This is a genomic window from Bulleidia extructa W1219, assembly GCF_000177375.1.
GTDB classification, from domain to species: domain Bacteria; phylum Bacillota_I; class Bacilli_A; order Erysipelotrichales; family Erysipelotrichaceae; genus Bulleidia; species Bulleidia extructa.
In genome coordinates this window covers 38,335-59,277 of sequence record NZ_ADFR01000014.1, presented here as the reverse complement: position 1 = coordinate 59,277, position 20,943 = coordinate 38,335, and the positions used below count along the sequence as shown (strand labels likewise).

The window sequence follows — 20,943 nt, the reverse complement described above, 5'->3', positions numbered from 1 at the left end:
ATTACCTCTTTCCAATGCGGTCTAAATAATATTGGAGAATTTGTACCGCCGCCAATTGATCTATTTTTTTCTTTCTTTTTTTACGAGAAATATCTGCTTGTAATAGAATTTCTTCCGCCTCTACCGTAGTAAACCGCTCATCCATTAAGTGAACCGGTAACCCGCATTCTTCCTCCAAGACTTCCTTGAATTCCTCCGATAACTGAGCTCTAGGACCTACATCACCATTTAAAAGTAAGGGATAGCCTAACACAATTTCATCAGGCTTTTCCCTTTCAATGATGGCTAATACCTTATCCATAGCTTCATTGTAATCTTCATTTTTAAAGCGAATCGTTTCTACCGTATGGGCAATAAGACCCGTTTCTGAAGCACTAACGCCACACGTCACACTGCCTAGATCCAACCCCAGGTATTTACTCACTTATTTTGTCCCTCTAAGTAATAACGAACCAATTCTTCAATAATCTCATGACGTTCAATAGATTGAATGATATTGCGAGCGTTATTGTGTGAAGAAATATAGGCAGGATCATTTGAAATCAAAAAACCGGCCATTTGATTGATGGCGTTATAACCTCTTTCTGTCAATGCCTTTTCAACATGTTGAAGAACTTCTTTAATATTTTCACGACGCAACTCTTCTGCATTAAAACTAACAGTTTCCGTTAATTCACGATTTTTCTCATTCATAGGACATCCTCCTTTTTTCTTTCATTCTATACTAATTTCATTGGTTTTAAAAATAGATTATAGCGATTTACGAACACTTTCTAACGCGAATTTCACTTGATCGACTTCTTTGCCGCCGGATTGAGCTAAATCCGGTTTACCACCACCATGACCACCAGTTAATTGCGCTACTTTTTTCACTATATGACCAGCATTCACCCCAGCCGCAATCGCCTCTTGACTGGCCGCTGCCACATAGACCACTTTATCTTTCGTAACATTAGCTAATAGAACAAACCCTCTTTCCAATTTATTTCTTAGCAGTACAGCATAATCCTTCAAACCGGCATTATCTTGATCATGAAGCTCTAAAATGAGTACATTTAAGCCATGAATTTCTTCTTTTTTAGCTAAAACCGCTTCACTTTCCATCTTCATTTTTTCATCTTTTAATTCTTTGATCTGATGCTGTAAAGCCATGTTTTCTTCCAACACCATTTGAATTCGATCTTGAAGAGCATTCCATTTCTTCAACTTGAATAAAGAAGCGCTTTCTTTCAAGTAGTCTTCCATTTCTTTAAAATGCCGCAAAGCCACTTTCTTTGTGGTAGAAGTAATACGACGAATTCCGGAACCGACGCTTTCTTCACTTTCAATATGGAATAGCCCTAGTTCTGAGGTATTACTAACATGTGTTCCACCGCAAAATTCTTTTGAAAAGTCTCCCATGGTAACGATACGAACAAAATCGCCATATTTTTCATCAAATAAGGCTGTCGCCCCTGATTTCTTCGCTTCCTCAATCGGTAAAATTTCAGTTGTAACCGGAATATGCGCCATGATCTTTTCATTCACCAAGTTTTCTACTTCTCTTAATTGTTCCTCACTCATTTTTTCAAAATGATTAAAATCAAAACGGGCATAATCTGGACAATTATAAGAACCGGCTTGTGCCACATGATCTCCTAACACTTTCTTTAAAGCGGCTTGTAATAAGTGCAAAGAAGAATGATTGGCTCGTGTCAATTCACGTTTTTTAACATCAAAGCATCCTTTTACTTCCATTCCCTCTTTCAATTCCACATCACTATTCACATGATGTAAGAATTGACCATTAGGAGATTTCTGAACATCACTCACGTAGATTTTATGATCCCCAAGCCATAAGATACCGGTATCCGCACATTGTCCTCCACTTTCCGCATAGAAAACTGTTTCCGCAAGAACTACATCGCCTTCTCCTAGCAAAGATGAAATGCGCTCTCCATTCCTAAATAACGCCGTAATTTTAGAAGTAACTTCTGATTGAACATAGCCCACAAAATGACTTTCCGTTTGAAAGTTTAACAAATCTTCCGACTGTCCACGCATGGACTGTATCTCACCACGGGCTTGACGAGCTCGTTTCTTTTGATCTTCCATCTGAGCTTTAAAACCTTCTTCATCCACTTCATATCCTGCCTCAAATGAAATCTCTTTAGTTAATTCAAAAGGGAAACCATAGGTATCGTATAATCGGAAAACCACTTCTCCCGGCAACTTCTTTTCAGATTGATATTGTTCCATAGCCGATTGCAAAAGATTTTCTCCCATGGATAAAGTGCGATGGAATGATTCTTCTTCTACCTTAACCAGCCTTGCAATCAAATCTATCTTCTCCACCACATAAGGATAATAAGCTTCCATGTTTCTAGCGACCACTTCCACCAATTGGTACATAAACGCCTTTTCAATACCAATCTTCAAACCAAAACGAACCGCTCTTCTTAACACTCTTCTTAAAATGTAGCCACGGCCTTCATTTGAAAACATCGCTCCATCCGCAATCGCAAACGTAACCGTACGAATATGATCCGCAATCACACGATACGCCATCTTGGCTTTCTCCTCTTGGTAAGAAACACTCGCTAATTTTTCCGTAGCATGAATAATCGGCAAAAATAAATCCGTATCAAAGTTGGTTTGCCCATCTTGAATCAGAGCCACCAAGCGTTCTAAGCCCATTCCTGTATCAATATTTTTTTGTGGTAATTCAGGGTATTCACTTCTTGGCATTTCTCCCGGATGACAATCATATTGAGAAAAGACAATATTCCAAACCTCAATATAGCGATCATTTTCCAGATCCTGAAAGAACAATTCTTCCCCTTTTCCTTGTGGATCATATTTTTCTCCACGATCATAATACAATTCTGTATCAGGTCCACCAGGTCCACGCCCTATTTCCCAAAAGTTATCTTCGGTTTTACGAATATGGCTCGGTATCATTCCCACTTTAATCCAAGTATCAATGGCTTCTTGATCATCCGGATAAACCGTCACATATAATCGTTCTGGTTCAAAACCAATATATTTTTTGGAAGTTAAAAATTCCCAAGCCCAAGTAATGGCTTCCACCTTAAAATAATCACCAATAGAAAAATTTCCTAACATTTCAAAAAAGGTATGATGACGAGCTGTTTTCCCCACATTTTCAATATCATTGGTACGAATGGATTTTTGAGCATTGCAGATTCGATGACTAATCGGTTTTTTACGCCCATCAAAATAAGGCTTTAAAGCCGCCACTCCGGCATTGATCCATAATAAAGTCGGATCATCATGAGGCACTAAAGAAGCCCCTGGTTCGATCATACAACCTTTTGACGCAAAGAAATCTAAAAACAATTGACGCGTTTCATTACCGGTTATTTTTTTCATTGACATATGTTTTCCTCCATAAAAAAAAGTTCCTTTTTACAGGAACGTCTAGCGCGGTACCATCCTGATTCACTTATTCTAACAAGAATAAATACACTCAACGATCAATAACGCGATCAACGGTATGTTTTCATACTCTAAGAGGGAGCTTTCTTAACTTAAGAATGATGGGTTTTCAGCTTTCCCCCACTCTCTTTCCATCCTTAGATCAATACTTATCCTCTATCCTCGATTTAAGGATATTCTACCATAAAAACGAATTTTGTTGCGTCAATCTTTGCACTAAAGTTGTTTTTCGAACATTTTTTTCTGATAAATGAATCCCTCTTTCAAACTCCTCTTTCGATCCGAAAATCCATAATCTTTTTGAACTACGAGTCATGGCTGTATAGAGTAATCGTTTTCGTAACATACTGCGATGTTGACTACAAATAGGCACAATAACCATTGGATATTCCGAACCTTGTGATTTATGAATTGAAATACAATACGCTAAATTCAGTTTATCCAAATTTTGATACGAATATTCAACACAATGATCACCAAATAAAACAATGACCGATAAAGATTCATGTTGTTTAGGATTTTCCATGCGGATCTCTTCAATAAAACCAATATCCCCGTTATACACATCATCATCAGGTTGATTTTTCAATTGAAGAACCTTATCCCCTTCTCGAAAAAGTCGTGAACCATGATGAATTTCTTTTTTATGGTCACTATGGGGATTCAACAACTCTTGCAAAGATGAATTTAAAGCTTCTATGCCAGCTGTACCATTGTACATTGGAGATATGACTTGGATATCTTCAAAACTTAATCCCTCATCAAGTGCCTTTTGAATCTCCTTTTGAATCTTTGGTCTGATTTCATTAACCGCACACTCTTCAAATCGAACATCTTCATGAAAATTCATTAAATCCAGATTTTCTTGACGAATATCCAAAGCTAAGCGAATGACCTCCGATCCTTCTTTTTGACGATAGATATGCGTTAATTGGCGATATCCAAATCGCTTTGACTCGATTAAATCCCTCAATATAGCCCCTGGCGCCACGCTTGGCAATTGTTCTTCATCACCAATCACACAAATTTTTTTCACAAGCCCGCAAGCTCGTAAAATATGATAAAACAACCACTGATCGACCATAGAAAACTCATCAATAATCAATAGATCCGCTTGAATCGGATCCTCTTCATTTTTCTGAAAAACATTCGCCTCCAGGTTCCATTGCAATAAAGAATGAATGGTTGTGGCTTTGGTATCCGACACCTCACTAAGACGTCTTGCTGCTCTTCCTGTCGGAGCACAACAAACCACATTTCTGGTCGGATAAAGACGCCGAAATAACTGTACAAAAGCTCGTATCAACGTTGTTTTCCCAGTTCCCGGACCACCGGTCAAAATAACAAAATCCTCTTGAAAGAAATAATGAATCGCTTGAATTTGTGTTTCATCATAGACAATGGCCAATTCTCTTTGCAAAGAAAGAATTTCTTCCTGTAACTCCTTAGTTTCATACTCTTCTAATGTTTCCAATGGAAATTGGTTTAATACATTCGCAATGCCAACCTCGGCTTCATATTGCGCTAAAGAATAAATACGATCGTCTTCTTGAACTAAAGAACCATGAAATAAAATTTGATTGAAAACACTTGAAAAAATAGCTTCTTCTAAATGACTCAATCGTATAAAATGTTCCAATAATTCTTGATAACCAACAAAACTATTACCACCATTCATGGTCATTTTATCCACTAAGGAAAGGATATAAGCATAAATTCTTCTTTCGTCTTTTTTATCAATGCCTAAATATTGACCAATTTTATCTGCCATTTTAAAACCAATTCCTTGAATATCTTCTACTAAGCGATAGGGATTTTCCAATACTTTTTCAAAGGCATCTTTACCATAAAAACGATGAATACTCAAAAGATTTGTCTGACCAATTCCTGCAATGCTTAATAATGGAATTAATTTTTCCAAACCATCTTCTTCTTTTTCTAAATTTTCTAAAATGGAATTCTTTTGCTTAAGAGTCAAAGAAGGAACTAGGTCTAAGCAATTGGGATCCTCTTTGATTTTTGCTAAGCCATCCAGTCCCAATGTTTCCACAATTCTTTTGGCGGTTTTTTTACCAATAGAAGGAAATGTTCCACTACTAAAGTACGTGATATAGCTTTCTTTATCTTGAGGAGGTATTTTTTTGGATTCTATACAAGAAAACTGCAAACCATACTTCGGATGATCTAAATACATTCCTTTTAGTTCATAAACAATCTCTTCTTCTATGGAAGAAAAATAGCCGGTAATGGTTAATAGATTGTTTTCAGTATCATCATGAAATTTAGCTACCGTATAAAAATTCTCTTCATTACGGAAGAGAACATACTTAAATTTACCTGTTAAAACCACCAAATCATCCATGAAACTTAACACTTTCCTTGTCGATCAATCCAAGCCATTAAATCTTGTCCGTTTTGGTAAACAACGTCAATTTGTCCACCAGCAATCATCACATTTCCATCATAAAGCACCGCTTCTTGTCCCGGTGTCACAGCCTCTACTCCTTGGGGATATTTCAATAAAAGTGTTTGTTCATCCACTTTTTCCATCGTAACAGCTTGATCTTGTTGGCGATAACGGAATTTAGCTCCTCCATTTAATGGAAACATTCGATCTGCCAACCAATTAACATGTGTCACCAAACAAGAATCAGATCTCAGCCAAGAACGATGTTCTTGATCCACAACATACAAAGTATTGGTTTCCACATTTTTACCTACCACAAAGAAAGGACCAATACCGCCAATATCCAAACCCTTCCGTTGCCCAATCGTATAATAAAGGACACCCTTATGTTCCCCAACAATCTTCTGTTCCACGATATTCATAATCTTACCCGGCTTCATTGGCAAATAATTGCTTAAAAAAGCTCGGAAATTCCTTTCTCCAATAAAACAAATGCCCGTGCTATCTTTCTTTTTGGCAATGGATAATCCCAATTCAAAGGCCATATCTCGTACTTTTGGCTTTTCAATTTCCGCCAAAGGAAAAACCACATGATCCAACACCTCTCGATGAACTTCAGCTAAAAAATACGATTGATCTTTATTTCGATCATCAGCCTTCATTAAAACACCATGCCCATTTTCATACCCTAATTTCACATAATGCCCTGTAGCCACCGTTTCAAAACCTTTTTTTTGAGCAAAATTCATAAATTCCGCAAACTTAATATACCGATTACAAAGAATATCCGGATTGGGTGTTCTACCTTTTTTATAGTCATTTAAAAAAGTTTGAAAAACATCATCCCAATATTCCTTAATAAAATCAACTCGTAATAAAGGCAATCCCAATTTATCCGCCACCGCTTGAGCATCCGCATAATCCGATTCTTGTGAACAAACCGGATCATTCAATGTTGGATTTCCGGAAAAATCACCATTAGCTACGCTATCCCAATTACGCATAAAAGCACAAGTCACTTCATGACCTTGTTGCCGCAATAAATAAGCCGCAATGGCCGAATCCACCCCGCCTGATAGTCCTACTAATATTTTCATACGCTCCTATTATAGCATTAAAAAACAAGCAAAACTTCAATTTGCTTGTTTGCGTAAATCTTCAAACCCATTCTGACAAAGCTTATAATTGGGACAATCCGGTCCACAAGCCTCATGGGCAAATTTTCGTAATTCTCTAGGTACAAAAACCCCCATCTCTTCCTCATCATAACCGACTTGGAAACTGTTCTCCGAAATAATGATCGGACGTTTTAGAACCGAAGGATTTTTTTTAACAAAGTGAACCAATTCATCCACTGTCATAGAATCCAGATCCAAATTCGTTTCTTGAATCACCTTGGATCGTTTTGAAATAATATCATCTGAACCATTTTCGGAACGCATGAGTAAATGTTTAATTTCATTATCATTTAATAAAGTTTTGAAAATGTTTTTTTCTATAAAAGGTAAGTGACGTTCATTGAGCCAAGCTTTTACTTTTCGACAACTGGCACAACCTGGCGATGTATAAACAACAATCATAATTCACCTCCTTGTGAAGACCATTATAGCATTATTTACCTCATTGAGAAATATCTTCCCTTGTGGCAAAATAGAGAAAGAATTGAGGTGTTTTATGAAAAAAATGTTGAGTGGAATTAAGCCAACAGGACAAATCCATTTAGGTAATTATATTGGTGCTTTAAAGAATTTTGTACAGCTACAAAACGACTATGAAATGTTTGTTTTCATTGCTAATTTACATTGCATTACTGTACCCCAAGATCCCAAAATCCTGAAAAAAAACTTGAGAGATTGTATTTTATTATATTTAGCTTGTGGTCTTGATCCAAAAAAATCAACCATTTTCTTACAAACCGACGTACCGGCTCATGCTCAGCTTGGCTTTATCATGGCAAGTAACACTTATCTGGGAGAACTAAATCGAATGACCCAATTTAAAGATAAACAAGCCAAGGGGGAAACTTCTTTAACCGGTGGTATTTACACTTACCCTTCTTTGATGGCGGCTGATATTTTATTGTATGGAGCCGATTATGTACCGGTAGGTGATGATCAAAAGCAACATGTGGAATTAACACGTGATTTAGCAGAACGCATGAATCATAAATATGGTTGCGATTTTCAAATTCCTGAACCGATGGTACCAAAAGTAGGGGCTCGTATCATGTCTTTACAAAATCCAAAGAAAAAAATGTCAAAATCAGATGATGGTGAAAAAGGCATTATTTATTTATTAGATGATCCAGCAGTAGCTCGTAAAAAAATTATGTCAGCGGTTACTGACATGGTTGCCAAAGTGCATTATGATCCTGAAAATCAACCGGGAATTTCTAATTTGATGCAGATTTACTCTTCCTTAAATCAGAATCAACCAATGGTAGACATTGAAAAAGAATTTGAAGGAAAAGGATATGGCGATTTTAAGAAAGCCGTTGCGGATCGTGTTTCTCGTGAATTAGAAATGATCCAAGCCAACTACAAACGCATTGAAGCAGAAGGTTGTGTGGAGGAAATTCTAAAAGAAGGAGCGAAGAAAGCGAATCATCTTGCCAATAAGCAACTTGAAAAAGTCCAAAAAAAGATGGGCATGACCATTCAATTTAAGAAGTAGACATACTTCTTTTCATAATTAAGAAGAAAGACCAGTTTTCCATCCTGGTCTTCTTTACATTTACTTCTGCATGATTCTGAAACCTGTTCTATACCTACTTCTTAAAAACGCAATGACAAGCAAGTCAAACTTCCATCAATTTTTTTGAATTCATCAGTATTGACTACTCGAATTGGATATCCCAAGTTTTGAATATGCTCTAATGTCTTTGGATATCCATCAGGAACCAAAATTGTTCCATTTATATATAAACTATTGATGGCATACATCTCTTCTGTTGGTACAACAAATCTGTTAAATTTTTGAAACTCCGGAACTTCGTTCATTTTTGCACTGACCAACATATTATTATTTTCAAGATAAATTACAAAATCCTTCAAATGCAATCCTTCTGTCACAGGTATTGTTGAAGAAGTATATCCAAATTTCGAAACAATTTCATCAAACTGTTTTGCCCCTGCTATATTAGTACGATCAGATAATCCGATATAAAAATGTTTATCTACCAACATAACATCTCCACCTTCCATAGTTCCCGGAGATTCAATATGATAAATTTGATCATTGTTATAAAATTTTCTGATAACCGGTTCAATTTCTAATTTTTCTCCATTTCTTGTTTCCTTTGGTGAATTAGTAATAATCGCACATTCTTTTAAAACCACAGCCGGATCCTCGACAAAGCAAGAGTCTGGATATTGTTCTAAAGATTCAAGAACGCATACTTTCACACCTAAACTTTCCATTGCTTTAACGTATTCCGCATGTTGATTGATCGCTTTTTCATAAACCGGTCTATCATGGCTGAACATCCCAGTACTAATTCCTTCAATCATTGCTTGACAAGGTTTTCTAACAATCGCATTTTTGAATTTGAGCATACTCACCTCCTAAATATTTTTTAAAAATTAAATGTATTCTTTTTCTACATACTCAGACTGACTCAGCATCAATAAATTTTCATACATGACATGAAAGCTGATTATATCTCCCAAACAATACCTATTTTTGCATTCCGTAATATCCAAAATGGTGTGATCACTGCTTCCACCAATAATCTCAATACGTTTATCCAAAGGGCGCAAATGGAAACAATCTCCTAGATCCTGCTTTCCGACCGCAATTAATGCCCTACGGCGTATCCCTTTATCCACGTATTCTTTTTTATTACCAAATGCGTCCACCGCAATTGTCCCGATTGGATGGCTAGGTTTATCTTTCAGTTCAACGATTTCTGCTTGTAAAGTAAAGGCCTCATCTTCATCAGAGAATACCTTATACTGAAAGCAATCATCTAAATCACTTATATATAAAGCATCCCCGATCCTTAACTGATTAATCCCTTTTGGCATTATCTGTTTTCCCACCAAAGGAAGACTTGTAGAGGCCCCTCCGGATACAACTTCAATCTTGCGACCAATGGCTTCACTGACCTTATCGGCTTTTGAAATCAGTTCTAACATTTTTTCCGGAGTAGGCATAATGGATCCATAACATCCTAGATTTGTTCCAATTCCTAATAAGTGTAAATTACTTAGTTCTTTTTCCACTTCAATCGCTGTATTCAAAAGCTCCTCTTCGTCAAATATTCCTTCTCGTAAATCACCACATTCAATCATTATAATGACATTATGTCTTTTATGTTGCTGAAATGCGGCTCTATTTAATTCTCTTAAAACTTCTACAGAAGAATTTAAACTGATATCCGCACACGAAACAAGTTCATCTACCTCGCTTAGCATTGGTATGCGCAATCCATACGTTAAAATACCTGGAGAAATTTCTTTTATTTTTCTTAATTGAGATAATCTAGAAGAAGCCAGAGTTTTAAACCCGGCATCAATCAATATTTTAATCACGCCTTCAAGACCGTTTATCCCTTTTACTACTCCAACAACTTCAATTCCCAATTTATTGCACATACCTAAAACATTTTTGGCATTATTTTTTAATTTCTTCTTATCAATAATAAATTTCGGATAAGTCATTTCATTCACCTTCTATCTATGACTTCTTTGAATATTTACCATAATGTTAATTATTGGTTTTATGATACTGTTGAAATACAATCAGCCATTATTCACATAGCAGATAAATCTATCGTTCCATTGAAAATCAAGAACAAACTGATTAATGCCAGTGCTACGATGATCAGGGCTACCATTTTTTCTGTACCAGAAAGAAATTCTCGATGGTTTTCTTTACGTGCAAAATAATAAGCAATCATACATGGTGCAAAAAGCAAAGCAGTAATGATTATATATTTCCATCCTGTAGAATACATTAGATACGCCATGGCAATAGTTGACACAAAGCCCAAAAGTGTGTTCCATTTAAATCCATTATCAAATTTAATTGATTCTTTTACCATTGTTAAACTGACAGTAAAATATGGTACTAACATGGTACTAGACGCAAATAAAGCCATCACATTATAAATAGATTCATTCACTATAATGGTAATGAAGAATGCTTGTTGAATAACGGTGGACACTAATAAAGAGTTCGTTGGCTGACCAACTGAATTTTCCACACCAAAGAACTTTGGTACTATTTCGTGTTTAGCCGCAACATCTAAAATTTCTCCCGAAAATAAACAGCAACCAAACCAACATCCCGCAGCCGATAAAGCGATACCGAAGTTCATAAGAACCGCACCCCATTTTCCTACTACCGCTTCTAAAATACCTCCTAATGCAGGAACTTCCATACCAGCCACTTGTACTTGCGAAACTGCACCAAAGGTCAAAAATGTTAACAAAATATAAGTAACTGCAATAATCACATAAGAAATCACAATCGCTTTTGAAGAATCTGATTTTGTTTTCGCACGTGCTGAATAAATCAACGCTCCTTCAATACCAACATATACCCAAATTGTAGAAGCCATCGCCTTTCCAACTTGACCACCTATAGATGTAGGTAAACCATTAGATGCCATCGCATTTTCCCACAATCCCGTGTTAAATATATCTACCTTAAACGCAAATATTAGAGCCACAATAAAGACTACAATTGGAATCATCTTGGCAATCCAAATAAAAGTATTAACTAGTGAAGCTTTCTTTGCTCCCGAAGCACAAATATAATAAAATACCCATAAAATAATCGACAATAGAATTAAAGAAGGTATGTTATTACCTCCACGGAACATTGGTATAAAATAACCAAGTGAACTAACCGATAACACGCCTAGCGAAACATTCCCCACTACAATAGATAACCAATAACCTGCGCAAGATAAAAAACCAATAAATTTTCCAAACCCTTGTTCCGGAAAACTGAAAATTCCCGCATCTAAATTTGGATAATGATCTTGCAAATACTTCAAACAATACACAAATACCGCAAAGGCAATACTAGCAATAACTAATGCAATCAAAGCAGGGCCGGGAGCCACAGAGCTTGCCAAATCACGTGGTAGATTAAAAACACCAGCCCCAATAACTGTCGTAACTGTCAGAGCAACCAGCCCTAATAAACTAACATTTTGCTGAGCAGATTTTTTTTCACTCATATAATTATTCTCCCTATATATTATTTTAGATTAGAAAGACGATGGGAAAAGAATCATCCTTTCCCATCGTGCAAATATATTATTTAACTAAAAACGTAATGACAAACAACTTAAACCACCATCAATCTTGCGATATTCGGAAGTATCAACAAGAAGAACCTTATAGCCAAGGTGTTCAATGGCAGATTGAACTTTTGGATATCCGGACGGCACGATAACAGTTCCATTTACCCAAATACAATTGGCCGCATATGCCTCATCAGAATCAACAACGATCTTATTAAATGATGCGAATAAAGGATTATCTACAAACTCCCCAGCAACCAATAAATTATTATCTTCCAAGTAATTGACACCTGTCTTAAGATGCAATACTTCCTCTAATGGCACTTGAATGACAGTTTTTCCATAACTCTCCAGTATTTCCTTCATCTGTGCAAATCCTTCATCATTGGTACGTGCTGATTTACCCACATAGAAAGTATCACCAACCATCATAATATCACCAGGTTCTACCATGCCAGGAGCCTTAATTTCATGAACATTGGTATAAAAACTAGATAATAACTTACGGAAATCTTCTAATTGAGTTTCATTTCTTCTAGTTTCAGCTCCCGGTCTAGAAATAATGGCACATTTATCCGTACAAAGTGCAGTATCCTCCATAAAGCATGAATCAGGAAAGTCATTATTTGGTGGTAATACATTGACTTTTACACCACACTTGGACAAAGCTTCAACATAATGTTCATGTTGAACTAAGGCATTCTCGTAAACAGGTTTTCCAAGCTGAGGATTAGATGTAATTCCCTCGCTAATCCCCTTTCCAGGAATACGAACAATAACATTTTTAAAATGTTTCATATAAACTTTCCTCCTTTACATTGGTGTACTTTTCATTCAAGAAAGGTACTCCTTAATTTTAGTATACTTCCAAATTAAGTATTTGCAAGCCCTTACATTTTATTTATTATTCTTTACTCAAAAAGTTGAGTTATTCTTTATTTCGAACCACTCAACCCTTATTTCCATTTCCTATTTTTTCTAACAGTCTATTTCAATCAGTTCATTTCCCATACAAGTCACTACACGAAAATACTCATAAACCTTTTTTTAATGACATGAATTTTATCTCCATATTTGATTTTATTGAATCAGCACATCTTCTTTTATTTCAATAGCGGTATCTAATGTGTTCTGGAATACCTCTATAAAATCCTGACCATCACAAGTGATAAAATAATTTTCTAAACTTGTAATGGTATGGCTGATATGATTTTTCCATGGTGGTTGCTTTGATAAGTCATCAATATCCCATACAACCTGATCAGGCAAAAAAAGCGATAATTCCTTTTTAATTTGCTTAAGTTCTTGTTTAGCCACAAGTATTTTTTCCAAAGATAATTGTCCTTGGTATAATTCATTCATAATCATAGGAAACCGACTACCCCATCGCCCTTTTTCAAGCCTATAGGCGACCGTTGAAAAAAAAGAATATAAAAAGGAGGCAGCACCAATTTCATACGAGATATTTCCAACTCTAAAACAAACCATATTTTTTAACTCCCTATAAATGATAATGCCCTTCTATTCACTTTTGACATCAAAATCTAATGAAACGGCATTTATCTTTTCTGGCGATATTCCTCCATGGATAACAATTTCTTGTAATACTGGTTTTTTATATCCTCACATTGGAAGGAAATTTTTTCAAAATCAGAAATCGCTTTTTCTTTTGACTTCAAATAATATAAGATAAAAACTTTTGAAATCAAAAGTCCCGGATTAATAAAACGATAATATGGATTTTCTAAATTGAGATCTATTCTACGCAATATCAATTCCATCGTTTCTGTAGAACGATAATACTCTTGAATCGTTGGCAATAGATATTTTAGCGTTTTTTTATGATCTTTTACGATCTTTTCAATAACATTTTTAGCGTTTTTTTCAATGACAAAATACCTTGATACAATAGTTCTATCATAAGCTTCTCTTTTTTTACGATTCGTACCATCAGAATTATAAAAGTCCTTCGATAGTTCATACACATGTGTATGAATACTTTTATCCGTTCTCGCCCATACAACTTTACTTCCAGAACACTTTGGTATAAATTCAAAATTCCATCCCCACTTAAAAGTTGCGTACGCATTATTGAGATAAAAGAATGAAATCACTTTTCTCATTCCCAAACTATTATATTCACTTGCCCACACAAAATCCGCAATTTGTTTCACTTGTAATTCTTTTTCAATTATCGGTGTCAGATGTTCTCTGACAAGTGCTTTCCACTGTGTTGCTGTAAGTTCAAAATGAATCAACGAATGATTATCTTCAAAATGATTCACCAAGAATTGCCAGCACTTTTGTAATAATGACATGGATATTTTCCCTTACCTATTTCGTACAAGTATACCAATTATTTCTTTATATACCATTGATTTTTCAATTCTTTACTTCATCTTTTTTTGAAGGATATGGCGTCAATGCTAAATAGCCATCTATATATTCTCCCAAAAAAACATCGCCATATGAATTTAACCCTTGCTTTTTCATTTCTTCCAATAACCATGTTTCATTCTTGCCAATCACATCCAAAATATCTGTTTGTAATTGCCCATCCGTTATCAAAGGAAACTTTGGATTTTCTTCTCCGTCTTGAACAATAATTAACTGACCATTTTGCTCCATGAGGGCTCTTTTCACTTTCCTGGTTGAATAGATGTGATTGGTCCGAAGCTTAAAAGACACATCATGAGCAGATAAACCCACTTTCTTACAATTTTCAATATTAATTTGACCATGATCAATGATGATAAATGCCTTACCATCCAAAACTTGCTTAGCTTTCACACTATAGGTCTTAATCAACTTTAAAAGAAGAACTAAAATACACCAGATACATAAGATACCAATATATTCTAAAATTTGAACGTTCTTATTATAGATAACACCACCGATAATACCACCAAGCACATAATTTTGTACCTGATCACTGGCAGAAGAGGGAGCTAAATTTCCTTTGCCTGTCACATTGATGACCATAATCAAAGCCAAAAAACCAATTAACAATTTTATTGTCACTAATAAAAATTCATTCATCCTCAAACTCCTTACCAATAGACCGTCTTTTTAGAAAAGAATATGCCTTTTTTAAAATAGGTATTTCTCTTTGCGCAATCAACCTGCCCAATTTTGTATTTCGACATTGTTCATACTCTTTTAAAGCTTCTTGATAACTCATTTTCAGAGTGGATAAATGAAAGTTTTGAATCTCATCATCGGTTTGATGACTTTTACCAAAGCTTTTAACTTGACATAAAAAATAATGATTAATGTTATGGCGATGGATGAGATTATAATAATCCGATACTTTCCCTAATCGACAAAGAATATCCACTTCAACACCCAATTCTTCGTTCAATTCTCGACGAATAGCTTCCTCTTCTGTTTCGATTTCTTCCTTTCCTCCACCTGCCGTTTCAATGAAAGTACCAATACCAAAATCATCTTTTCGCTGCACTTGGACAAAATAAAAATTTCTCTTTTCATCCACCACAATAGCTCGGCAAATTTGTCGATCATGATCACAATAATCAAAGTCCCATTCGTTATCTTTCAATTCTAATTCCATCATTATTCCACCGGTTGTTGATAAAAATTACCAATTACCTTTTCCACTTCATACACCGTCACAAATGCCATAGGATCGACCTTTTTCACTGCTTTAACAATATTAGCAACTTGACTTTGATTCACCGTCAACATCAATAAACTATGTCTACGATGCTTATATACCCCCAACACTTGAATTTGGGTGATGCCATGGCGATAAAGTCGAAAAATTCTCTGACTCACATCTTCGGGATAATCCGTAATAATTTCCATACGTGACAATTTATAACGGGAATACATCGCATTCACCACCTGAGTTGAAGCAAACTGAAAAATAATGGAATATAAAGCTAAACTCCAGCCACTACGAATACCGGCAATGGACAAAACTAAAGCATTGATGAATAAAATATAATTCCAAGTTGGACGATTCAAGCGAGCACTTAAATCAATTGCAATAAAATCCGTTCCCCCGCTAGACGCATTCGCATTTAAAGCAAGCCCGATTGAAATACCGTTCAAGATACCTCCAAAAACCGCAATCAATAATTGATCATTGGTAATGACATTAAAATTCATAAAGGCTGTAAAAAAAGAAGCTAACGAATACCATAAAAATGAAAACAAGATGAATTTATGTCCAATTCGCTTCCAGACCAATATCGTCACAAAAATATTTAAACCAAAATAAACCAGCGCAAATGGAATTTCTACCCCTGCCATATCATGAATAATTTGAATGACCAATCGTGAAATACCTGCAAACCCACTTGGATATAAGTTTCCCCATTTCACAAAAGTTTGTAATCCATAAGCATATAAAAATGAGGACACAATAATCATCAATATATTTCGAATATCCTTTTTGACAAAGTGAACATTTAACGTTTTCAACATACCGTAATTTCTTCCGTTTCGTACCAGATCAATTCTAGCATAAATACATCCATGATTTACCATCTATCCTGCGTTTCTTTAAAAACTCATTTCTTCATAAAAAAACAATCATCTTCAATCAATGAATATTTTGCACGATCTCACAAACAGACTTTGAACAATCTGAACAGTCTTCCTCACTCATCATAATTTCAATCGCCCTGTTATCCATCGCAAAACCTTCAATCTGAATTAAAGCACCACAAGGCAACTCAGAAACCCCGATAACCGTTCTGGCTGGATATGGATGATGAAAATATTCTCCCATCTTTTCATCTACCAGTGCTAGATCTTCCATATGAACCAAATATACCTTGGTTGTCAAAACATACGAAAAATCCAATCCACTTTCCTTTAAAATCATTTCCATGTTTCTTAAACACTGATCCACTTGAGATTGAATGTCACTCGCTACCAAACACCCATCTTGATTAATAGGTAATTGAGCCGCCATATAAATGGCATCTCCATTCTTAATGGCAGGAGATGAATGCTTACAAGCACAAAGATTTTTCGGTTGTATACTTTCTTGAATCATAGATACTCCTAATTAACTATTAATAGAATAGTCACTTATTCCCTTAAAATCCAAAGATATGCTTAATCTTTGAATTGATCTAAAAAATTCGCTCCTTTAATGACTTCAGTATGACTTAATCCCGAATAACCCCATTGACGATTCACCTCATACGCACATAAAGCCACGCAATTACTCAAATTTAAAGAACGAGCCTTTTCGACCATGGGAATGCGCATACAAAAATCTTCATGATTGGCCAAAATAGGTTTTGGAATACCCGTACTTTCTTTTCCAAAGACCAAGTAAATTTCTTGATCTTTTGGATACATGAAAGAATCAGGAGTGTGCTTACCATACCGAGTCACATAATAAAATAATCCTTGATTTCCATGCTCTTGAAAAAAAGAATCCCAATTTATATGTTTCACATAATCTACATTTTCACGATAATCCATTCCCGCTCTTTTGAGATGTTTCTCATCCAAATGAAAGCCTAATGGTTCAATCAAATGTAGCTTCATATGGAAAGCTGCACAAGTTCTCATAATATTTCCTGTATTGCCGGGAATTTCCGGCTCAAATAAAACAATATGAATCATGCAATCACACTCCTTCTACGACCAAATAAATCATACACCACTCCCCCTATTGTCAAACTCACAACCGCAAACATAATCACGATCCTTATAACCATTCTAAAAAAGAAACTCTCTGGAAACATATTGATCATCAAAGATACATTAGGATCTAATAAAAATAAGTCATTATCAAAAAATAAATAATGGAAATTCATCCAAAACCCATAAAAATCCGTTATCGCATAGACCAATAGAAACAACAACAGAAAACCAAATACCAGAAGACCGTTTCTAAAAACTTCCCACAGAAAAGTTTTCATCCCTGCACGATTCCTTGAAAATTCAACAAGCATCCCTACAATCATCAAAATCACACACACATTCCGTATCAGCATCGCCTTTTCGTATAATTTTTTCACATCCACCATATGCTTGGTTTCTCTTTCATTAAAGACCATTCTCTTGTGACCATTGACTTCGGCTTCCACCATGATATCTTTCCGCTTCCCTTTTAAATAATCCAATAGCACATTTGAAGATCTCATGAGATCCTGTTCACTCATATTCAAGGTGGCCATCGTATTTTCTCTTTGGTAAGAAGATTGAAATAATTTCGGGTCAAAAGCTACTAAATCCACCACGGTTAATAATAATGATAAAAAGAGTAAAAAACCGAGGATACTTGTTTTAATCCATTTCATATGTAAACCATTCTTTCAACTGGCGAACCGCTATTCCTCGATGAGATATCGCTGCTTTTTCCGTGTCACTCATTTCCGCTAATGTTTTCCCGCTGTTCTTATCCAACATAATCGGATCATAGCCAAAACCATGTTTGCCTTTGGCTTCCAAAGCCACTTCCACTTCACACTCTCCACGAAAGAAAATGGTTTCTTTATTTGGTCTGGCTAATGCCAACACACAAACATAGCGAGCTAAACGATTTGGTTCATCTCTCATTCGATCTAAGATGACTTGATTTTTATAACTGTAAGGAGTTAGCTCACCTAACCATCTAGCCGAATGAACTCCCGGTTGTCCATCAAAGGCATCAATTTCCAATCCGGAATCATCACTGATAACCATACATCCCAATAACTTAGAAGTCGTTTCTGCCTTAATACGGGCATTATCTTCAAATGTAAATCCATCTTCTTCTATATTAGGAAAGTCTTGATAATCTAGTAAACTTTTCACTTGATAGCCCATAGGTTCTAACATTTGTTTAAATTCATACACTTTATTTTGATTCTTTGTGGCAATAATAATTTCATTTTTCATACAGAAATCCTACCATAAATTCAAGCGTTAAGAAAACACATATAAACTAACAAGTGATTCAAACGATTTCACTTATTCTCTTTCAGATAAAATAAAAAGCGCTATCGCGCAGCTGGGGTAGAGAGATTCGAACTCACGCATGACTGGTTCAGAGCCAGTTGCCTTACCGCTTGGCTATACCCCAATAACCTTTTAAATTATAAAGTTTTTCTAGAAAAATACAACTATAAGGCTATAATAATAAAGATATAGAAACAAGGAGAAACACATGAGAAGAACAAGATTTGCGCCTAGTCCGACCGGCTATATGCATATCGGTAACTTAAGAACAGCGCTATACACTTACTTAATTGCTAAAAAAGACCCTGAAGGAGTTTTCATTCTCCGCATTGAAGATACCGATCAAGGACGCTTTGTCGAAGGAGCGACGGATATTATTTATCAAACTCTCAAACAATGTCATTTAACATACGATGAAGGACCGGATAAAGAGGGAAATTATGGTCCATATGTTCAATCAGAGAGGATGCGTTCGGGTATCTATCAAAAATACGCCAAAGAATTAATTCAACGTGGAGGAGCCCATTATTGTTTCTGTGATGAGGAAATGATCCATGTTCAACGTGAATTACAAACCGCTCGTAAAGAAAACTTTAAATATGACGATCCCTGTAAATTATTAAGTATAGAAGAATGTGAAAAAAGAATTGAAAACGGGGAATCTTATGTCATTCGTCAAACCGTTCCAACAAGTGGTACCACCTCTTTTGATGATGAAGTCTTCGGTCATATCACGGTCGATAACGATACACTGGACGAATCCATTTTATTAAAGTCTGATGGATTTCCAACCTATAACTTCGCCAACATTATTGATGATCACACCATGAATATCACTCATGTTGTCCGTGGCATGGAATACCTAAGCTCTACTCCTAAATATAACCTCATTTACCAAGCATTTGATTGGGCTATCCCTACTTATGTGCATTGTCCTCCGGTCATGAAGGATGAAAAAACCAAATTATCCAAACGAAATGGAGATGCTTCATTCCAAGACTTGATACAAAAAGGTTATTTACCGGAAGCTATATTAAACTACATTGCTTTATTAGGTTGGGCTCCTGAAACTGATCAAGAGATTTATACTCTGGAAGAATTGGTTCAAGCCTTTAATGTTCAACACATCGGTACCTCCGGAGCCATCTTTGATATGAATAAGTTGACTTGGGTCAATGCTCAATGGTTGAGAGCCATGAGCCTTGATCAATATACAGAACTTGTAAAACCATATATCGTTCAAAGTGTCAAAGGAAATTTTGATATCACTAAAATCGCAAAAATTTTACAAAATCGGGCTGAGACGCTACTTCAAATTCCTGAAATGGTTGATTTCTTTGATCACTTCCCTGCTTATGACAATGACCTATATAACAACAAAAAAATGAAAACCAACCCTGAAATCGCTCTTATTTCTTTAAAAGCCGCTTTACGGATGTTAGAAGAACAAGAAGAGTGGAATGAGCAAGTGATTCATGATAAGCTCATGGAATTACCGGCTAAACTGGAACTGAAAAATGGTCAAGTTCTTTTCCCATTACGGTTAGCTATCTCGGGAAAACAATTTACTCCAGGAGGGGCTATCGAACTTGCAGATATTTTGGGCAAAGAAGAAACTCTTCGAAGGTTGCGATTATCCATTACTCAATTAGAAGCATAAAACCGATTTGATCGACACCATGAAAGCAGTGATTCAACGTCACTGCTTTTCTTATCCCTATTCACAATTTTAACAGAAACACTTGAAACACTCTTTTCATTATTTTTACATTCTGCCATCCGGAAAAGTAAACGTTCATACAATAGCCCCCTTTTTCATAAATATCATCTATACATGAAAACTATTTTTTATCTTTATATTTTGATTTTAGCACCTCTTTTTTAACCAAAAGAAAACCTCAATCCCAAGATTGAG

21 protein-coding genes and 1 tRNA gene are annotated in these 20,943 nt (G+C 35.7%); 2 read left to right on the top strand and 20 right to left on the bottom strand.

Annotation, left to right across the window (positions count from 1 at the left end):
• Position 1: 1 nt before the first annotated feature.
• The 6 genes from ruvX to spx form a co-directional block, all read right to left on the bottom strand.
• Positions 2 to 424, bottom strand: a complete 423-nt coding sequence (ruvX, locus tag HMPREF9013_RS05730; protein ID WP_006627436.1) for a Holliday junction resolvase RuvX — start codon at positions 422 to 424, stop codon at positions 2 to 4.
• Entirely contained in the window at positions 421 to 693 is a 273-nt protein-coding gene (locus HMPREF9013_RS05725) for an IreB family regulatory phosphoprotein (RefSeq protein ID WP_006627435.1), read from the bottom strand. The genes ruvX and HMPREF9013_RS05725 overlap by 4 nt, the downstream gene beginning before the upstream one ends.
• A 57-nt stretch (positions 694 to 750) precedes the next feature.
• Positions 751 to 3,378 (bottom strand): alanine--tRNA ligase, encoded by a 2,628-nt coding sequence (gene alaS / locus HMPREF9013_RS05720; RefSeq protein WP_006627434.1) that lies wholly within the window; start codon positions 3,376 to 3,378, stop codon positions 751 to 753.
• Between the two features lie 238 nt (positions 3,379 to 3,616).
• On the bottom strand, positions 3,617 to 5,800 hold the full coding sequence (gene recD2, locus HMPREF9013_RS05715) for an SF1B family DNA helicase RecD2 (RefSeq protein ID WP_006627433.1): 2,184 nt from the start codon (positions 5,798 to 5,800) through the stop codon (positions 3,617 to 3,619).
• A gap of 5 nt (positions 5,801 to 5,805) precedes the next feature.
• Positions 5,806 to 6,942, bottom strand: a complete 1,137-nt coding sequence (gene mnmA, locus HMPREF9013_RS05710; protein WP_006627432.1) for a tRNA 2-thiouridine(34) synthase MnmA — start codon at positions 6,940 to 6,942, stop codon at positions 5,806 to 5,808.
• 36 nt (positions 6,943 to 6,978) lie between these two features.
• On the bottom strand, positions 6,979 to 7,425 hold the full coding sequence (spx, locus tag HMPREF9013_RS05705) for a transcriptional regulator Spx (RefSeq protein WP_006627431.1): 447 nt from the start codon (positions 7,423 to 7,425) through the stop codon (positions 6,979 to 6,981).
• A 94-nt stretch (positions 7,426 to 7,519) separates the two neighbouring features.
• On the opposite strand from spx, the gene trpS reads away from it, so the two are divergent.
• Positions 7,520 to 8,518 (top strand): tryptophan--tRNA ligase, encoded by a 999-nt coding sequence (gene trpS, locus HMPREF9013_RS05700; RefSeq protein WP_006627430.1) that lies wholly within the window; start codon positions 7,520 to 7,522, stop codon positions 8,516 to 8,518.
• Positions 8,519 to 8,619: 101 nt separating this feature from the next.
• Here the strand turns inward: trpS and HMPREF9013_RS05695 are convergent, their stop codons facing one another.
• The 14 genes from HMPREF9013_RS05695 to HMPREF9013_RS05630 form a co-directional block, all read right to left on the bottom strand.
• Entirely contained in the window at positions 8,620 to 9,399 is a 780-nt protein-coding gene (locus HMPREF9013_RS05695; RefSeq protein ID WP_006627429.1) for a dimethylarginine dimethylaminohydrolase family protein, read from the bottom strand.
• Between the two features lie 27 nt (positions 9,400 to 9,426).
• A complete protein-coding gene (locus HMPREF9013_RS05690) occupies positions 9,427 to 10,506 on the bottom strand; it encodes an alanine racemase (protein WP_006627428.1) in 1,080 nt (359 codons plus the stop codon).
• 92 nt (positions 10,507 to 10,598) lie between these two features.
• On the bottom strand, positions 10,599 to 12,035 hold the full coding sequence (locus tag HMPREF9013_RS05685; RefSeq protein WP_006627427.1) for an amino acid permease: 1,437 nt from the start codon (positions 12,033 to 12,035) through the stop codon (positions 10,599 to 10,601).
• An 87-nt stretch (positions 12,036 to 12,122) separates the two neighbouring features.
• Positions 12,123 to 12,899: a dimethylarginine dimethylaminohydrolase family protein gene (locus tag HMPREF9013_RS05680; RefSeq protein ID WP_006627426.1), complete on the bottom strand. Its 777-nt coding sequence runs from the start codon at positions 12,897 to 12,899 to the stop codon at positions 12,123 to 12,125.
• 282 nt (positions 12,900 to 13,181) lie between these two features.
• Positions 13,182 to 13,589, bottom strand: a complete 408-nt coding sequence (locus HMPREF9013_RS05675) for an immunity 70 family protein (RefSeq protein WP_006627425.1) — start codon at positions 13,587 to 13,589, stop codon at positions 13,182 to 13,184.
• A 71-nt stretch (positions 13,590 to 13,660) separates the two neighbouring features.
• Complete coding sequence (locus HMPREF9013_RS05670) at positions 13,661 to 14,419, bottom strand: hypothetical protein (protein ID WP_006627424.1); 759 nt, start codon at positions 14,417 to 14,419, stop codon at positions 13,661 to 13,663.
• Between the two features lie 64 nt (positions 14,420 to 14,483).
• On the bottom strand, positions 14,484 to 15,140 hold the full coding sequence (locus HMPREF9013_RS05665; protein ID WP_006627423.1) for a DUF421 domain-containing protein: 657 nt from the start codon (positions 15,138 to 15,140) through the stop codon (positions 14,484 to 14,486).
• A complete protein-coding gene (locus HMPREF9013_RS05660) occupies positions 15,133 to 15,675 on the bottom strand; it encodes an NUDIX domain-containing protein (RefSeq protein WP_006627422.1) in 543 nt (180 codons plus the stop codon). Before HMPREF9013_RS05660 ends, HMPREF9013_RS05665 begins: the two co-directional genes overlap by 8 nt.
• Positions 15,675 to 16,613 carry a YitT family protein gene (locus HMPREF9013_RS05655; protein ID WP_232209574.1) on the bottom strand — a complete coding sequence of 313 codons (939 nt, stop codon included), beginning with the start codon at positions 16,611 to 16,613 and terminating at the stop codon, positions 15,675 to 15,677. Before HMPREF9013_RS05655 ends, HMPREF9013_RS05660 begins: the two co-directional genes overlap by 1 nt.
• A 55-nt stretch (positions 16,614 to 16,668) precedes the next feature.
• Positions 16,669 to 17,127: a RidA family protein gene (locus tag HMPREF9013_RS05650; protein ID WP_006627420.1), complete on the bottom strand. Its 459-nt coding sequence runs from the start codon at positions 17,125 to 17,127 to the stop codon at positions 16,669 to 16,671.
• 62 nt (positions 17,128 to 17,189) lie between these two features.
• Positions 17,190 to 17,708, bottom strand: a complete 519-nt coding sequence (locus HMPREF9013_RS05645; RefSeq protein ID WP_006627419.1) for a tRNA (cytidine(34)-2'-O)-methyltransferase — start codon at positions 17,706 to 17,708, stop codon at positions 17,190 to 17,192.
• Positions 17,705 to 18,388, bottom strand: a complete 684-nt coding sequence (locus HMPREF9013_RS05640) for a TIGR01906 family membrane protein (RefSeq protein WP_006627418.1) — start codon at positions 18,386 to 18,388, stop codon at positions 17,705 to 17,707. The genes HMPREF9013_RS05645 and HMPREF9013_RS05640 overlap by 4 nt, the downstream gene beginning before the upstream one ends.
• Positions 18,375 to 18,968: an RdgB/HAM1 family non-canonical purine NTP pyrophosphatase gene (rdgB, locus tag HMPREF9013_RS05635; RefSeq protein ID WP_006627417.1), complete on the bottom strand. Its 594-nt coding sequence runs from the start codon at positions 18,966 to 18,968 to the stop codon at positions 18,375 to 18,377. The genes HMPREF9013_RS05640 and rdgB overlap by 14 nt, the downstream gene beginning before the upstream one ends.
• A 112-nt stretch (positions 18,969 to 19,080) precedes the next feature.
• Positions 19,081 to 19,152 (bottom strand) — tRNA-Gln (locus tag HMPREF9013_RS05630).
• 84 nt (positions 19,153 to 19,236) lie between these two features.
• Between HMPREF9013_RS05630 and gltX the strand changes: the two genes are divergently transcribed.
• Complete coding sequence (gene gltX / locus HMPREF9013_RS05625) at positions 19,237 to 20,688, top strand: glutamate--tRNA ligase (RefSeq protein ID WP_006627416.1); 1,452 nt, start codon at positions 19,237 to 19,239, stop codon at positions 20,686 to 20,688.
• Positions 20,689 to 20,943: the final 255 nt, after the last annotated feature.

Bases quoted from the DNA above. Each gene is read 5' to 3' on its own strand.
- HMPREF9013_RS05670 (WP_006627424.1), bottom strand. From the start codon at position 14,419: ATGTCATTATTACAAAAGTGCTGGCAATTCTTGGTGAATCATTTTGAA.
- HMPREF9013_RS05685 (WP_006627427.1), bottom strand. From the start codon at position 12,035: ATGAGTGAAAAAAAATCTGCTCAGCAAAATGTTAGTTTATTAGGGCTG.
- HMPREF9013_RS05680 (WP_006627426.1), bottom strand. From the start codon at position 12,899: ATGAAACATTTTAAAAATGTTATTGTTCGTATTCCTGGAAAGGGGATT.
- spx (WP_006627431.1), bottom strand. From the start codon at position 7,425: ATGATTGTTGTTTATACATCGCCAGGTTGTGCCAGTTGTCGAAAAGTA.
- alaS (WP_006627434.1), bottom strand. From the start codon at position 3,378: ATGTCAATGAAAAAAATAACCGGTAATGAAACGCGTCAATTGTTTTTA.
- gltX (WP_006627416.1), top strand. From the start codon at position 19,237: ATGAGAAGAACAAGATTTGCGCCTAGTCCGACCGGCTATATGCATATC.
- HMPREF9013_RS05665 (WP_006627423.1), bottom strand. From the start codon at position 15,140: ATGAATGAATTTTTATTAGTGACAATAAAATTGTTAATTGGTTTTTTG.
- HMPREF9013_RS05690 (WP_006627428.1), bottom strand. From the start codon at position 10,506: ATGACTTATCCGAAATTTATTATTGATAAGAAGAAATTAAAAAATAAT.
- HMPREF9013_RS05640 (WP_006627418.1), bottom strand. From the start codon at position 18,388: ATGAAATGGATTAAAACAAGTATCCTCGGTTTTTTACTCTTTTTATCA.
- HMPREF9013_RS05695 (WP_006627429.1), bottom strand. From the start codon at position 9,399: ATGCTCAAATTCAAAAATGCGATTGTTAGAAAACCTTGTCAAGCAATG.
- mnmA (WP_006627432.1), bottom strand. From the start codon at position 6,942: ATGAAAATATTAGTAGGACTATCAGGCGGGGTGGATTCGGCCATTGCG.
- recD2 (WP_006627433.1), bottom strand. From the start codon at position 5,800: ATGGATGATTTGGTGGTTTTAACAGGTAAATTTAAGTATGTTCTCTTC.
- HMPREF9013_RS05650 (WP_006627420.1), bottom strand. From the start codon at position 17,127: ATGATTCAAGAAAGTATACAACCGAAAAATCTTTGTGCTTGTAAGCAT.
- HMPREF9013_RS05725 (WP_006627435.1), bottom strand. From the start codon at position 693: ATGAATGAGAAAAATCGTGAATTAACGGAAACTGTTAGTTTTAATGCA.
- rdgB (WP_006627417.1), bottom strand. From the start codon at position 18,968: ATGAAAAATGAAATTATTATTGCCACAAAGAATCAAAATAAAGTGTAT.
- HMPREF9013_RS05645 (WP_006627419.1), bottom strand. From the start codon at position 17,708: ATGATTCATATTGTTTTATTTGAGCCGGAAATTCCCGGCAATACAGGA.
- HMPREF9013_RS05675 (WP_006627425.1), bottom strand. From the start codon at position 13,589: ATGGTTTGTTTTAGAGTTGGAAATATCTCGTATGAAATTGGTGCTGCC.
- trpS (WP_006627430.1), top strand. From the start codon at position 7,520: ATGAAAAAAATGTTGAGTGGAATTAAGCCAACAGGACAAATCCATTTA.
- HMPREF9013_RS05655 (WP_232209574.1), bottom strand. From the start codon at position 16,613: ATGGTAAATCATGGATGTATTTATGCTAGAATTGATCTGGTACGAAAC.
- HMPREF9013_RS05660 (WP_006627422.1), bottom strand. From the start codon at position 15,675: ATGATGGAATTAGAATTGAAAGATAACGAATGGGACTTTGATTATTGT.